We start from the raw sequence: 15,061 nt of genomic DNA, 5'->3' as shown, positions 1-15,061 counted from the left end.
TTAGCGTCTGCATTTTGCAAAGCAGTACCACGGAGAGCACATAAATTCAGGGACAATGCCGCTTGTTGATAGTGCAATAAAACCTTTAGACGGCCACATACTGCTTATCCTGCTCGATGGTAAGCATGAGGTTTACAGGCTGGTGACAATTGTCCGGCGCGGGCTGGGGTCGCTGATCGATAAAGATGACTTCATTGATTTTGGAGATGAATTTTTCGATGACGGAATTGTAGTTGAAGGCGTGGTGAAGTTTATTATCAATGATGCTGGTAACCTGGTGTTTGATGATACCCCATGCATCTGAAAATGAGGCTCAATACTGAATAAATGTATTGAGCCTCCTCAACAGACAGGCAAAAACCTTTCCCCAAAACCATTCTCAACTATCTGAAGTAAAAGGGATTTATTTAACCCTCAAAGGCATTAATTACACGCGAAGAATGAGTGTTAACTAATTGATTTAAATGATTATAATGCGTTTTTAACCCCACTGCCGGACAGGCAGCTTAGAAATGCGTCACCAGGGCGGCGGAAGTCCACTGCCGCCAGCCCCCCAAAACTCATCCCACCAAATCCCGTTCAACAAACCCTTTGCGCCATTGTGTCGGCGACATGCCCAGCCGCTGGCGGAAGTGATGACGTAAAGTTTCTGGCGATCCGAAACCGGCCTGTTCGGCAACGCGGTCAATACTCAGTGTTCCGTTTTCCAGCAGGGCGCAGGCTTTTTCCAGCCGCACGGTCAGCATCCATTCTCCCGGTGTGGTGCCGGTAGCATCATGGAAGCGGCGCAGGAAGGTGCGGCGGCTCATACCGGCTTGTCTGGCGAGCTGATCAATCACCAGCGGTGTATTGAGATGGCCGCGTAAGTCATCGAGCAAGGGCGCCAGCGTTTTTGTCTGATGCCGCGGTACCGGTTGCTGGATCAACTGAGCCTGATTCCCTTCGCGCAGCGGCGGCGTCACCATGCGGCGCGCTGTACGGTTAGCGACTTCGATACCATAATCGCGGCGGATCAGATGCAGACACAAATCGACGCCCGCCGCACCACCGGCAGAGGTGATGATGCTGCCTTCATCGACATAAATCATGCCGTGCTCAACCTGCACGTCAGGGAATTTTTGCGCCAGGACATCGGTGCTGTTCCAGTGCGCCGTCGCGCGTTTACCGTCCAGCAAACCCGCAGCGGCCAACACGAAACTTCCCGCGCAGATCGACACAATTCTTGTCCCGTTGTGATGGGCTTTTTGCAGCGCAGCAATCAGCCGCTCAGACGCCGGTTCGTGAATGCTTCGCCAGCCGGGGATCACAATCGTACCGGCGTCTTCCAGCAGTTCCAGCCCGCCATCCACCACCAGCCGCACGCCACCTTGCGCGCCGAAAGTCCCTTCTTCTACCGACGCGACGGCTAACTCGTACAGCGGTTCGCCCGTGAGTTCATCGGCACGGCCAAAGGCTTCGACGGCGATGCCAAACTCGAAGGTACACAGACATTCATAAGCCAGCAGCACCAGTCGCCGGTTGGGCGCAGCGGGATGGCGGGAGGAAGACATCGGCGGCAGATCAACTTTTTGCATGAAAGGATAACCCTCAGGTTGGCACGATCTTGACGATACATGGCATACCGGCAGATTTCTACTCTGACGCCAATCTTCCATGCTATGCGTCTCTTATCCCCGCAGGATTTAATCATGAAAAACACACTCGCACTGATGGCGGTTTGTCTGGCCGCCCTGATGTCGGGGCTGGAAATTTCCAGCGTCCCCGTATTATCACCGGTACTCGAACAGGAACTGCATGCCAGTTTCCGCGAGCTTCAGTGGATCATGAACGCTTACACGCTCGCCTGCACCACGGTACTGATGGCGACCGGTACGCTGGCAGACCGCTATGGACGGAAACGTGTTTTTATCATCAGCATTACAGCGTTCGGGCTGACCTCGCTGATGTGCGGTCTCGCCGGTAGCGCACAATGGCTTATCGCAGGACGTTTTCTTCAGGGACTGAGCGGTGGCGCAATGCTGACCTGCCTGATTGCGATCCTTTCGTCGCAGTTTCCGCAAGGGAAAGCGCGCAGTCAGGCGTTTGCCGCATGGGGGATTACGTTTGGTTTCGGGTTAGGGTTCGGCCCGATCATTGGTGGCACGCTGGTCGCCTGGCTGAGCTGGCGATGGGTGTTTCTGATCCACGTTGTTATCGCCGTACTGACCCTGATTCTGGCGCTGAAAAACGTGGTGGAATCCCGTGACGGACAGGCTAAAAAACTGGATCTGGGGGGATTGATTACCCTTTCGGTCACGGTCTTGGGCGCGACGTTCCTCATTACTCAGGGCAGCAGTCTGGGCTGGAGCAGTGTTACAGCAGGCGCTGTTCTGCTGGCTACCGCCGTCAGCGCGGTGATGTTCATCCGCATTGAAAAACGCCATCCGCACCCGATGTTTGATTTTTCGGTCTTCCGCGTCCGGGCATTTTCTGGTGCGCTGATGGGGTCGGTAGGGATGAATTTCAGCTTCTGGCCGCTGATGATTTATCTGCCGGTGTATTATCAGGGCGGGCTGGGTTATGGCAGTGTCGCTACCGGTATGGCCCTGCTGGCTTATACGTTACCCACGTTGCTGATGCCACCGCTCGGTGAAAAACTGACAACACGTTTTGGCGCGTCACGTCTGATCCCGCTGGGATTATTCACAATAGGCGCAGGTTTTATGCTGATGCAAATCGCCGTCGTTCATCACCTTAGCCTATTGCCGGGTGCGCTGCTGGCAGGCATTGCGCTGGGGCTGACCAATACACCGGTCACCAACACCACAACCGGCTCTGTTGCGGCCAACCGCGCGGGAATGGCGTCGGGGATTGATATCAGTGCGCGCCTGATTACCCTGGCGATCAACATTGCGCTCATGGGAAACCTGCTGGTGGCGGGAATTGCCGCGAGCCTGAAAAAAGTCATGCCCGCAGCAGGGGAATTATCTTCGCTGGCAGAACGTATTGCAGGCGGCTCAGCCATTGAACCCCTGCAAAGCGGACAGATTGCGCAGGCACTGACTGATGGCTTTGCAGGCATTCTGCTCTATGGCGCGGCAGGCGTCTGGGTACTGGCACTTCTCAGTTATTTGCTTTTTAACGGCAGGGGGCGGCGTAAAACGGTGTCTTGCGAGCCGTCCTGAGTTTACAAATCCGCGTTGCATATCGTGCAGCGCGTTTTTGCGTAATGTCTTCCATTTGTCTGAAAAATAATCATTTTCCCTGCGCATCTTTTTAATGAATATGGCGTGATAGCCCTGCGGGACGGGGCTTCACGGAAATAGTCGTGATGCAAAATGATAATTTGATTAAGTACGACAACTGGCGTACATTGAGGGCTCATGAGTTTCAGAGAGATCAAATGGAAGGTGATCGAATGTTTGAAGAATGGAAATATTGAATTTGAGGCAAGACGCGGGATTCAGCTTAAGAATTTGTTAAGTACGGGTGACATCTCGCCCTTTGAAGTGGCTGCCTTAATCGGCAGGGCATCCGGAGATCATTATCAGGTTCGCCCCTACCATTTTGACAGCAGTATTGATGTCCACATCATCACCGTCAGTAGTGCCGGAGTACCCTGGTACATCAAGTGGTATTTTACAGAGCCCACCAGTGTTTTTATCAGCGTTCATCATTAAGGAAGAATATGATTATTTATAAAGTCGGAGACGAGAAAAAGGCGATGTGTGGTGTCTGTGAGGCTTTTCGCATTGTCAGCTATCAGCTGCGCGATGTGCCGTTTGATGACGGCAGCGGTATGGTGAAAAATATCATTGCGGGCGTATGTAAAACCTGCGACAGCGTTGCGGTGATCCCTTTTCAGTCTGTGCCTGCCATCAAAAAGCAGTTGCAGATACAACGCAAAGCCGTGGAAACCCGTGTGCCTGCGCACATGATTGATCTGCTGAACATGGCGAGTGCGGAATTGGGGGCAACCCCTGATTTCGTGCCGTTACTGCTCAAATATTATATTCATCAGCTGGCATCAAACCCTGAGGCGGCCCTGCGTCTGGTGACCTTGCTGACGTCCGAACTGGCGACCGGTCTGGCCAATAAGCGCCTTTCCCTGAAAGGGCGCGAGATCGGTAATGATATCGAAAAACTCAAATCCCTGTCCCAGATCGACAACACCACAGAGTTACTTAAAGGCGTGGTGCTGATGATTCATCACGACCTTCTGGTCAATCCGGATGCCCATCGCATCGCAGTTTTAAAGAGTTTTGTCGCCACCGTTGCCTGATCACTTCCCCCGAAAAAATTTGACCCCCATCACATAAAGTTCCTGTTCTTCCTGCCGATAACTGTTCCAGATAATTCTCATTTGAAAAGGAACAACATGTTTAACCGTATGAAAGTGGTCACGGGCATCGTGATCTTACTGGTGGTCTTCGGTGCTTTACAGTTGGTATCCGGTGGCCTGTTCTTTAAATCGTTAAAGACAGACAAAGATAATTTCACCACGTCTCAGCAAATCCGTTTACAACAGGCAGAATTTAACGCCAGCTGGATTTATCTGCTGCAAACCCGCAACACCCTGAACCGTGCGGGTATCCGTTTCATGCTCGACGCCAACCAGATGGGCAGCGGCGCAACGGTCAAAGAACTGATTGATACCGCCACCAAAGATCTGCAAATCGCCGATCAGCACTTTGCCAGTTATCAAAAAATCCCCGCTGATGCCAGCCAGAACCCGCAATTTGCCGCCGACGCCAAAAAGCAATATCAGGTGCTGCATGACGCGCTTTCGGAACTGATTGAGCTGATTGGTCTGGGGCGTATCAATGACTTCTTCGAACAACCGACTCAGCAGTATCAGGACAACTTCGAAAAAGCTTTCGTCACCTATATCGATCAGAACGACCATCTGTATAACGAGGCGGTGAAAGTGAGCGAGAATTCCTTCACGCATGCCATATGGATGCTGGGTACCGTGTTGATTGTGCTGGCGATTTTCATCCTGCTGGCCTGGACTGGCGTGCAACGCATCCTGATCCATCCGCTGAAAAATATCGTCGATACCATCCGTAAAATTGCAACCGGTGATCTGACGCACGAAATAGTCGTGAAAAGCCGTAATGAAATCGGCCAGCTTGCCGATAGTCTCAAGTACATGCAGGACGAACTGATCCGCACGGTCTCCGGTGTACGTCATGGCGCTGATGCAATTTACAGCGGTGCGAGCGAGATCTCCGCAGGCAACAGTGATTTGTCCTCACGTACTGAACAGCAGGCGTCTGCGCTGGAAGAAACCGCCGCCAGTATGGAACAGCTGACCGCGACCGTGAAACAGAACGCCGAAAACGCCCGTCAGGCCAGCCAGCTGGCACTGAGCGCGTCCGAAACCGCACAGAAGGGCGGGAAAGTGGTAGCAAACGTGGTCGATACCATGAATGACATCGCCAGCAGCTCGAAAAAGATCACCGACATTACCGGTGTGATCGACGGGATTGCTTTCCAGACCAACATTCTGGCGCTGAACGCCGCCGTTGAAGCGGCGCGTGCCGGTGAGCAGGGCCGTGGATTTGCGGTCGTGGCCGGTGAAGTCCGTACCCTGGCGCAACGCAGCGCGCAGGCAGCAAAAGAAATTAAAGGGCTGATTGATGATTCTGTCAGCCGCATTAATACCGGTTCAGTGCTGGCGGAAAGTGCCGGTGAAACCATGCATGACATGGTGAATGCCGTTACGCGTGTGACTGACATTATGGGCGAAATCACCTCGGCATCGGATGAACAAAGCCGCGGGATTGAGCAGGTCGCACAAGCCATCACTGAAATGGATCGGGTGACGCAGCAGAACGCCTCACTGGTTGAAGAATCCGCGTCCGCTTCTGCGGCGCTGGAAGAGCAGGCGAGCCTGCTGACGCAATCAGTGGCCGTGTTTACGCTGAGCCAGACCGCAAATAACAACGTGCGCCAGAATCCGGCATCTTCGGCGAGGCTGTCTCTGTTGACTCCGAACCTTTCTGGTTCTAAAGCCGGTAAGGGTGGAGCGCAGGGAACAGATTTAACCGAAAACTGGGAAACCTTCTAAGCACGTACATAACATCGCGACCCGAAAGAGTCAGGTTTGCCGTTAACGCAAAGGCAGTCCCGAGTATGTAGGGTATAAGAATAAAGGTGCCGGTCTGGGCTGGCACCTAATGAGGTTATCCATGTTTAAGCACATCCGTGTGTCCACCTGCATGTTTTTGTTATTGATAGTGTTCTTTGTTATGCAACTGGTTAACAGCGGGTTATCGCTGCAGGCCGCCCACACGGATAAATTGAATTTTGAGCAGATATCCAACACCGCTGAACAGCGTGATGCGCTCAGCCAGTCCTGGTCTTATCTGTTGCAGACCCGTAATACCCTTAACCGCGCGGCAACGCGTCTGGCGCTGAAACAGCCCCAGGAAAACATCACTCAGCTGATGTCGGATGCCAAAGCCAGCCTGAAAAAGGCCGAAGACGCTTACGCTGCATTTCTGGCTCTGCCCCGCAGAACAGAAAAAGCGGTGGCACTGACCGCTGTGAACAAGGCGAGTTATCAGCAACTGCACGATATGTTGCAGACGCTGACTGAGCTGCTGTCCAGCGGCGACATGAACGGTTTTCTGAACGGCCCGGCGCAAAAGTATCAGGATCAGTTCCAGAAAGATGTCGGTGATTACACTGCCTACGTCAGTGCCCGCTTCGGGGAAGCGCAAACGCAAACCGCAGCGTCTTACCAGAATGTCATGATCAACACCTCCGTCGCCCTGGTTCTGCTGATTGCCCTGACGGTACTGGCGCTGGTGGTGACCCGCCGCATTCTGTTTACTCCGCTGACCATTATGCGCGGACATTTTGACCGCATCGGGGCCGGTGATATCTCTTCGCCCATCGTTGCAGAAGGGCGCTACGAAATTAAAGTCATGCTGGAAAGCCTGCAGCAGATGCAAACGTCGCTGGCAGACACCGTCCGCACCGTGCGTCACGGCGCTGACACCATGTTCTCCGGCCTGAAAGGGATCGCGGCGGGCAACACTGATCTGTCTTCACGGACTGAACAGCAGGCGTCGGCGCTGGAAGAAACCGCAGCGAGCATGGAACAACTGACCGCCACCGTGAAACAGAATGCCGAGAATGCCCGTCAGGCCACGCAACTGGCACGTGATGCGTCGAATACCGCAGAAAAAGGTGGTGAACTGACCGGCAACGTGGTGAAAACCATGAATGATATTGCAGGCAGCTCGAAGAAAATCAGCGCAATCACCAGCGTCATTGATGGCATTGCATTCCAGACCAACATTCTGGCACTGAACGCGGCGGTTGAAGCGGCACGTGCCGGTGAGCAGGGCCGTGGATTTGCGGTCGTGGCCGGTGAAGTACGAACCCTGGCACAACGCAGCGCACAGGCCGCGAAAGAAATCAAAGCACTGATAGATGAATCTGTCAGCCGCGTCAGTCAGGGTTCCCAACTGGTTGAATCCGCCGGAAATACCATGGATGACATCGTTCGTGCTGTCACCCGCGTAACTGACATCATGGGCGAAATCGCCTCGGCGTCTGACGAACAAAGTCGTGGCATCGAACAGGTATCGATTGCCGTGACCCAAATGGATCAGGTTACACAGCAAAACGCCACGCTGGTTCAGCAGGCCGCTTCTTCCACGCATGCGCTGGAAATCGAGTCTGAAAATCTGACCCGTGCGGTATCGGTGTTTCGCCTTGCCACCACTGACGGCGCAGGTCAACGCCGCAGCGGACTGGCTCAGGGCCTGACATCCCGCCAGGTGGCCCAACCCGCATTACTTCCGGCAACCGCAGGCGCGGTATCGGCAGATAACTGGGAAACATTCTGATACCAGATGAAGAGTGAATTGGGTACCCGTTACACCACCTGTCCCTCTAATGGAGCTGCACCATGAATCAACCAGGCTCGCCAATGAGTGCTGATAACACTTCGATCATGGCACAGATGATCCAGCGTTTACCGCTGTCCGATACCCATTTCCGCCGGATAAGTGAGCTTATCTATCAGCGCGCGGGTATTGTGCTGGCGGATCACAAACGCGAAATGGTCTACAACCGCCTGGTCCGGCGGTTGCGGATACTCGGGCTTAATGATTTCACCAGCTATATGGCGCTGCTGGAAAACGACAGCAACAGTCCGGAATGGCAGGCGTTTATTAATGCGCTGACCACCAACCTGACGGCGTTTTTCCGCGAAGCGCATCACTTCCCGATCCTGGCAGAACATGCCCGTTCACGTCCGAACAGTTACAGCGTCTGGAGCACGGCGGCGTCGACCGGCGAAGAACCCTATTCCATCGCCATGACGCTGAGTGAAGCGCTGGGGCCGCGGATGGCAAGCTGCCGCATTCAGGCCAGTGATATCGATACGCAGGTGCTTGAGAAAGCCACCGCCGGGGTTTACCGCCTCGAAGAACTGCGCACGCTCAGCCCGCAGCAGTTACAGAAATTTTTCCTCAAAGGCACAGGCCCGCACAGTGGCCTGGTGCGTGTGCGTCCCGAACTGGCGCAGATGGTGGCTTTCCAGCAACTGAATCTGCTGGCGAACCAGTGGCAGCTGAACGGTCCGTTTGATGCAATTTTCTGCCGTAATGTGATGATTTATTTCGATAAAGAAACGCAGGAGAAAATTTTACGCCGATTTGTTCCGTTACTTAAACCGGGTGGTCTGATGTTTGCCGGACACTCCGAAAACTTCAGCCAAATCAGCCGGGAATTTTATTTGCGCGGTCAGACTGTCTATGGCCTCGCCAAGGAGAGGTAATGAATAAAATCAGAGTGTTGAGCGTCGATGACTCGGCGTTAATGCGTCAGCTGATGACTGAAATCATCAACAGCCATCCGGATATGGAAATGGTCGCGACCGCCCCCGATCCGCTGGTGGCGCGTGATCTCATCAAGAAATTTAACCCGGACGTGCTGACGCTGGATGTTGAAATGCCGCGTATGGACGGCCTGGATTTTCTCGAAAAGCTGATGCGTCTGCGTCCGATGCCGGTGGTGATGGTCTCCTCACTGACCGGCAAAGGCTCGGAAATTACCCTGCGTGCACTGGAGCTTGGCGCGATTGACTTTGTGACCAAACCGCAACTGGGTATCCGTGAAGGTATGCTGGCCTACAGCGAGATGATTGCCGATAAAATCCGCACGGCCTCAAAAGCGCGTCTGAACAAAAGCGTCAACATTGATCAGCCGCGTATTCTCAGCCATACGCCGCTGCTGAGCAGTGAAAAACTGATTGCCATCGGCTCATCAACGGGCGGCACAGAGGCTATCCGCCACGTGCTGCAACCGCTGCCGCCGACCTGTCCGGCGCTGATGATTACCCAGCATATGCCACCGGGTTTCACCCGTTCTTTCGCCGACCGTCTGAACAAGTTATGTCAGATCACGGTGAAAGAAGCGGAAGACGGAGAGCGTGTTTTGCCGGGCCATGCGTATATCGCACCGGGTGACAGACATATGGAACTCACGCGCAGTGGCGCCAACTACCAGGTTAAGTTGAACGACGGTCCGGCGGTGAACCGCCATCGTCCGTCGGTCGACGTTTTATTCCGTTCGGTGGCGCAGTTTGCCGGACGCAATGCCGTTGGGGTGATCCTGACGGGAATGGGCAATGACGGCGCCGCCGGCATGCTTGAGATGCACCGGGCAGGGGCTTACACCCTTGCACAAAACGAAGCCAGTTGTGTGGTGTTCGGTATGCCCCGTGAGGCTATCGCCACCGGTGGCGTAAACGAAGTGGTGGATCTCAGCCAAATCAGCCAGCGGATGCTGGCGCAAATATCAGCCGGTCAGGCATTACGTATTTAATTTTTCAGCCTTGTGCTGGGTAGCAAACCTTAGGAGTAGATAAAACATGGCCGATCCAAATCTGAGATTTCTGGTAGTAGACGATTTCTCTACCATGCGTCGTATCGTGCGCAACCTGCTGAAAGAGCTGGGCTTCAACAACGTTGAAGAAGCAGAAGACGGTGTTGATGCGCTGAACAAACTGCGCGCCGGGGGCTTTGACTTCGTGGTATCCGACTGGAACATGCCCAACATGGACGGTCTGGATCTGCTGAAAACCATCCGTGCTGACGCTGCGCTGGGCAAGTTGCCGGTGCTGATGGTAACCGCAGAAGCGAAGAAAGAAAACATCGTCGCCGCCGCACAGGCCGGGGCCAGTGGTTATGTGGTTAAACCCTTTACCGCCGCCACGCTGGAAGAAAAACTGGGCAAAATCTTCGAAAAACTGGGCATGTAGGAGTCCGTATATGGCAGAGATACCAATGCCTGCAAATGATGCAGCAACCGCGGGCGAAATTATCGCCCGCATTGGGCAACTGACCCGCATGTTGCGTGACAGCATGCGTGAACTTGGTCTGGATCAGGCCATTGCTCAGGCAGCCGAAGCAATTCCGGATGCCCGCGATCGTCTTGATTATGTTGTCACCATGACGGCTCAGGCGGCTGAACGCGCCCTGAACTGTGTTGAGGCTGCGCAGCCTCGTCAGAACAAACTTGAATCTGCCGCGAAGAAACTTGATAAGCGCTGGGATGAATGGTTTGAAAATCCGATTGAATTATCGGATGCCCGCGAGCTGGTCACGGACACCCGCAGCTACCTGAAAGAAATCCCTGAGCACACCAGTTTTACCAATGCTCAGTTGATGGAAATCATGATGGCACAGGATTTCCAGGATCTGACCGGTCAGGTCATTAAACGCATGATGACCGTGGTACAGGAAATCGAAAATCAGCTGTTAATGGTGCTGATGGAAAATATTCCTGAACAACAGGCTAAAGCGAAGCGCGAAAACGACAGCCTGCTGAACGGCCCGCAACTCGATTCCAACGGTGTCGGTGTTGTGGCCTCACAAGAACAGGTAGACGATCTGCTGGATTCATTAGGTTTTTGATGTGCCAGCACGTCAGCAATAAACACCTCTCCGTCTCGCACTGAGGGGTGTTTTTCTTATCTGGAATTTTTACAAATAAATTCATCTGCTGAATAGCCGCCATTTTTCCTCTCTAATTCACCAATAAGACTTCGCCGCTTTTGTCATGCTATCCCTGCGTCATTGAATCTGTAGCGTCGTTCGTTCACCCGAATCACTGACTCATATCAGCTCATCGGGATCCTCTCGCTTGCTGCCTTGCTACAACTCCAGTGACGTTGGGAGTTTGCATGAAATTGTGCCCGTCGTGTTTTACATGCCGGGTAAACCCTGACAGGAACCGCCGGTGGCTGAAGAAAGCGATCTCGAAAAAAGTGAGGCCCCCACCGCACACCGGCTTGAAAAAGCGCGTGAGGAAGGGCAGATACCGCGCTCGCGCGAACTGACCTCAATTCTGATGCTGGGAGGCGGCTTAACGCTGCTGTGGATGTCGGGCGAATCTATGGCGCGGCAGCTTGGCGTGATGATTTCGCAAGGTCTTAAGTTTGATCACGGCATGGTCAGCGATGACCGGCAGGTTTTGCAGCAGATGGCGACGCTGCTGGGCCGCGCAGTCTGGGCATTATTGCCGGTGATCGGCGGCCTGATTTTGATCGCACTCGCCGCGCCGCTGTTACTCGGCGGCCTGATGTTCAGCGGTAAATCCTTTGAGTTCAAGTTCAGCCGTATGGATCCGATTGCCGGTTTGAAACGTTTATTTTCCGGTCAGGTGCTGGCGGAGCTGCTGAAAGCCGTTCTTAAAGCCTTGCTGGTCGGCACCGTCGCCGGGTTGTATTTGTGGCATAAATGGCCGGACATGATGCGCCTCATGGCGCAACCGACCATTCCGGCGCTGGGTGAAGCACTGAACATGGTGGTGTTCTGCGGGCTGATGGTGGTACTGGGATTAACGCCGATGGTGGGTTTCGACGTGTTCTGGCAAATCTGGAGCAACCTGAAAAAGCTGCGTATGAGCAAGCAGGATATCCGCGACGAACATAAAAGTCAGGAAGGTGACCCGCACGTTAAAGGGCGTATCCGCCAGCAGCAACGTGCGATGGCCAGGCGCCGCATGATGGCCGATGTGCCAAAAGCGGACGTTATCGTGACCAACCCGACGCACTACGCCGTTGCGCTGCAATACAGTGAAAACAAAATGAGTGCACCGAAAGTACTGGCGAAAGGCGCGGGAGACGTGGCGCTGCGTATCAGGGAACTCGGTGTCGAGCACAAAATTCCGATGCTGGAAGCGCCGCCTCTGGCGCGTGCGCTTTACCGGCACAGTGACATTGGTCAGCAAATTCCGGCGACGCTGTATGCCGCCGTGGCTGAAGTTCTGGCCTGGGTTTATCAGCTGAAACGCTGGAAGCGCGAAGGCGGGCTGATCCCGAAAAAACCTCAACATTTACCAGTCCCTGAAGGTCTGGATTTTGCAGCAGGAGAGAGTGATACCCATGGCTAATCTGGCCGCGATACTGCGTTTACCCGCCAACTTTAAGTCCGGACAATGGCAGGTACTGGCAGGCCCAATTCTTATCCTGATCATCCTGTCGATGATGGTGTTGCCGTTACCACCGTTCATCCTTGACCTGCTGTTCACCTTTAACATTGCGTTATCCATCATGGTGTTGCTGGTGGCAATGTTTACCCAGCGCACGCTGGATTTCGCGGCATTCCCGACCATTCTGCTGTTTTCCACCTTATTACGTCTGTCGCTGAACGTTGCCTCAACCCGTGTGATCCTGCTGGAAGGGCATACCGGCGGCGCGGCCGCGGGGCGGGTGATTGAAGCCTTCGGTCACTTCCTGGTCGGCGGCAACTTCGCCATCGGTATCGTGGTGTTTATCATCCTGGTGCTGATCAACTTCATGGTTATCACCAAAGGTGCCGGGCGTATTGCCGAAGTGGGCGCGCGTTTTGTGCTTGACGGGATGCCCGGCAAACAGATGGCGATTGACGCGGATCTGAACGCCGGTCTGATTGGCGAAGACGAAGCGAAAAAACGCCGCAGCGACGTGACGCAGGAAGCGGATTTCTACGGTTCAATGGACGGTGCAAGTAAATTCGTGCGGGGTGACGCTGTTGCCGGTCTGATGATCATGATCATCAACGTCGTCGGCGGCCTGCTGGTGGGTGTGTTGCAACACGGTATGGATCTCGGCCATGCGGCTGAAAGTTATACGCTGCTGACCATCGGTGACGGTCTGGTTGCGCAGATCCCGGCGCTGGTTATCTCTACTGCAGCCGGTGTTATCGTCACCCGCGTCGGCACCAACGAAGACGTCGGCGAGCAGATGGTGACCCAGTTGTTCCGCAATCCGCGCGTCATGATGCTGAGTGCCGGTGTTCTGGGGTTACTCGGTATGGTGCCGGGCATGCCGAACTTTGTCTTCCTGATGTTCACCGCCGGGCTGCTGGCGCTGGCGTGGTGGACTCGCGGTCAGGAGCTGAAAAAACCGGCCACCGCAGCGGCCGCACCGGCCGTGGCAGACAACGGTAAACAAATGGTAGAAGCCAGCTGGCAGGACGTTCAGCTTGAAGACCCGCTGGGTATGGAAGTGGGCTACCGTCTGATCCCGATGGTGGACTTCGCCCAAAACGGCGAGCTGCTGGGACGTATCCGCAGTATCCGTAAAAAATTCGCACAGGAAATGGGCTATCTGCCGCCGGTTATTCATATTCGCGATAACCTCGAACTGCCGCCTGCGGGCTACCGTATCCTGATGAAAGGCGTGGAAATCGGCACGGGTGCGGCGCATCCGGGCCGCTGGATGGCGATCAACCCGGGCAGCGCGATTGGCGAATTGCCAGGCGAAGCGACGGTTGATCCGGCATTCGGGCTGGCGGCGGTCTGGATTGAACCTGCTATGCGTGAGCAGGCGCAAATTCAGGGTTATACCGTGGTGGAAGCCAGTACCGTGGTCGCAACGCATCTGAATCACCTGATCAGCATGCACGCCAAAGAGCTGTTTGGCCGTCAGGAAACGCAGGAACTGATGGAACGTGTCACCAAAGAAATGCCGAAGCTGACGGAAGATTTCATTCCGGGCATCATTTCCCTGACCAATATGCACAAAGTGTTGCAGAACCTGTTATCTGAACGCGTTTCGATCCGCGATATGCGCACCATTGTTGAAACACTGGCGGAATATGCCCCGAACCAGCCGGATCCTAACGAACTGACGTCCGTGGTGCGTGTTGCGCTCGGCAGGGCGATTACCCAGCAGTGGTTCCCGGGCAGCGGTGAAGTGCAGGTTATCGGACTGGATACCTCCCTGGAACGTCTGCTGTTACAGGCGCTGCAAAGCGGCGGTGGTCTGGAACCGGGTCTGGCTGAACGTTTGCTGACCCAGTCCGAGGCGGCATTACAACGTCAGGATATGCTCAGTGCGCCACCGGTTCTGCTGGTGAACCACGCACTGCGTCCGCTGTTGTCACGCTTCCTGCGCCGTTCACTGCCCAATATCGTCGTGATGTCCAATCTGGAAATGAGCGACAGCCGCCAGATCCGCATGACCGCCACCATCGGCGGTGAATAACATGCGCCGCGCCACACTGTTGTTGCTGACCACACTGAGCCTGCCCGCGCTGGCCGCGTCCGGTTCATGGTCCGATACCCAGCGCGGCGTGGTGCTGCAAAACCGTGGCGTGATGATGTCGTCGGGCGCGTTAGCCCCGCCGGCATCCGCGCCCGTGCGCAGTTCAGGTTCCGCAACCATCACAACCCTAAGCTGGAAATATGAAGTGCTCGGCGCAAGACCCGCCGGTTTACAGGTCAGACTCTGCAACACCATGAATCACTGCATCAATCTGGACGCCGAAGGCGGGGTGACAAAATCGTTTTACGGCCAGTCCGCCACTTCACCATTAAGACTGGTTTATTTTGTCCCCGGCGCTGGCGCAATGAATACGCCGCTGCGGGTGATCAGTAATGAAGTGATCGTGAACTATAAGTAAGCCCTCCACCGGCTCTAGTAATCCCTGAAAACCTTCCGGACGCCGTCTCCCATTCTCAATGTTTGCCCATTTTATCTGTATGGATGTTCAGCTATCACCGGAACTCATCTGGCCGGGTCGCTACACCAGGATCACCTGTAACTGAGAACGGCTCCCTCCCCTGCGAA

General features: G+C 54.6%; 14 protein-coding genes. 13 read left to right on the top strand and 1 reads right to left on the bottom strand.

Features of this window, described 5'->3' with window-relative positions:
* The first annotated feature begins 55 nt into the window (after positions 1 to 55).
* The gene (locus UC14_RS26275) at positions 56 to 304 is read left to right on the top strand and encodes a hypothetical protein (RefSeq protein ID WP_112198749.1); all 249 of its coding nucleotides are present in this window, start codon (positions 56 to 58) and stop codon (positions 302 to 304) included.
* A gap of 256 nt (positions 305 to 560) precedes the next feature.
* Here the strand turns inward: UC14_RS26275 and ftrA are convergent, their stop codons facing one another.
* Complete coding sequence (ftrA, locus tag UC14_RS26270; protein WP_112198748.1) at positions 561 to 1,574, bottom strand: transcriptional regulator FtrA; 1,014 nt, start codon at positions 1,572 to 1,574, stop codon at positions 561 to 563.
* Between the two features lie 114 nt (positions 1,575 to 1,688).
* Between ftrA and UC14_RS26265 the strand changes: the two genes are divergently transcribed.
* The 12 genes from UC14_RS26265 to UC14_RS26210 all read left to right on the top strand — a co-directional run bounded on the left by UC14_RS26265 (position 1,689) and on the right by UC14_RS26210 (position 14,894).
* A complete protein-coding gene (locus UC14_RS26265; RefSeq protein WP_112151836.1) occupies positions 1,689 to 3,164 on the top strand; it encodes an MFS transporter in 1,476 nt (491 codons plus the stop codon).
* 198 nt (positions 3,165 to 3,362) lie between these two features.
* Positions 3,363 to 3,659: a hypothetical protein gene (locus UC14_RS26260; RefSeq protein WP_013575148.1), complete on the top strand. Its 297-nt coding sequence runs from the start codon at positions 3,363 to 3,365 to the stop codon at positions 3,657 to 3,659.
* 8 nt (positions 3,660 to 3,667) lie between these two features.
* The gene (locus tag UC14_RS26255) at positions 3,668 to 4,261 is read left to right on the top strand and encodes a hypothetical protein (protein WP_037034841.1); all 594 of its coding nucleotides are present in this window, start codon (positions 3,668 to 3,670) and stop codon (positions 4,259 to 4,261) included.
* 96 nt (positions 4,262 to 4,357) lie between these two features.
* Entirely contained in the window at positions 4,358 to 6,052 is a 1,695-nt protein-coding gene (locus tag UC14_RS26250; RefSeq protein WP_112198747.1) for a methyl-accepting chemotaxis protein, read from the top strand.
* Positions 6,053 to 6,173: 121 nt separating this feature from the next.
* Positions 6,174 to 7,844, top strand: coding sequence for a methyl-accepting chemotaxis protein (locus UC14_RS26245; protein WP_112151837.1), 1,671 nt, complete (start codon positions 6,174 to 6,176; stop codon positions 7,842 to 7,844).
* Between the two features lie 62 nt (positions 7,845 to 7,906).
* Entirely contained in the window at positions 7,907 to 8,779 is an 873-nt protein-coding gene (gene cheR, locus UC14_RS26240; RefSeq protein WP_013575152.1) for a protein-glutamate O-methyltransferase CheR, read from the top strand.
* A complete protein-coding gene (locus UC14_RS26235) occupies positions 8,779 to 9,828 on the top strand; it encodes a chemotaxis response regulator protein-glutamate methylesterase (RefSeq protein ID WP_013575153.1) in 1,050 nt (349 codons plus the stop codon). Before cheR ends, UC14_RS26235 begins: the two co-directional genes overlap by 1 nt.
* 46 nt (positions 9,829 to 9,874) lie before the next feature.
* Positions 9,875 to 10,264, top strand: coding sequence for a chemotaxis response regulator CheY (gene cheY, locus UC14_RS26230; RefSeq protein WP_013575154.1), 390 nt, complete (start codon positions 9,875 to 9,877; stop codon positions 10,262 to 10,264).
* A 10-nt stretch (positions 10,265 to 10,274) separates the two neighbouring features.
* Positions 10,275 to 10,919, top strand: a complete 645-nt coding sequence (cheZ, locus tag UC14_RS26225) for a protein phosphatase CheZ (RefSeq protein ID WP_013575155.1) — start codon at positions 10,275 to 10,277, stop codon at positions 10,917 to 10,919.
* Between the two features lie 325 nt (positions 10,920 to 11,244).
* Positions 11,245 to 12,399: a flagellar biosynthesis protein FlhB gene (gene flhB, locus UC14_RS26220; protein ID WP_013575156.1), complete on the top strand. Its 1,155-nt coding sequence runs from the start codon at positions 11,245 to 11,247 to the stop codon at positions 12,397 to 12,399.
* The gene (flhA, locus tag UC14_RS26215) at positions 12,392 to 14,476 is read left to right on the top strand and encodes a flagellar biosynthesis protein FlhA (RefSeq protein ID WP_015689760.1); all 2,085 of its coding nucleotides are present in this window, start codon (positions 12,392 to 12,394) and stop codon (positions 14,474 to 14,476) included. Before flhB ends, flhA begins: the two co-directional genes overlap by 8 nt.
* Position 14,477: 1 nt before the next feature.
* Positions 14,478 to 14,894, top strand: a complete 417-nt coding sequence (locus UC14_RS26210) for a flagellar protein FlhE (protein ID WP_015689761.1) — start codon at positions 14,478 to 14,480, stop codon at positions 14,892 to 14,894.
* Positions 14,895 to 15,061 lie beyond the last annotated feature (167 nt).

It is taken from the genome of Rahnella sp. NRRL B-41462, from assembly GCF_003263525.1.
Taxonomy (GTDB): Bacteria; Pseudomonadota; Gammaproteobacteria; order Enterobacterales; family Enterobacteriaceae; genus Rahnella; species Rahnella aceris.
Note: the sequence above shows the minus strand (reverse complement) of the source record. Positions and strands in the feature narration are given on the sequence as shown.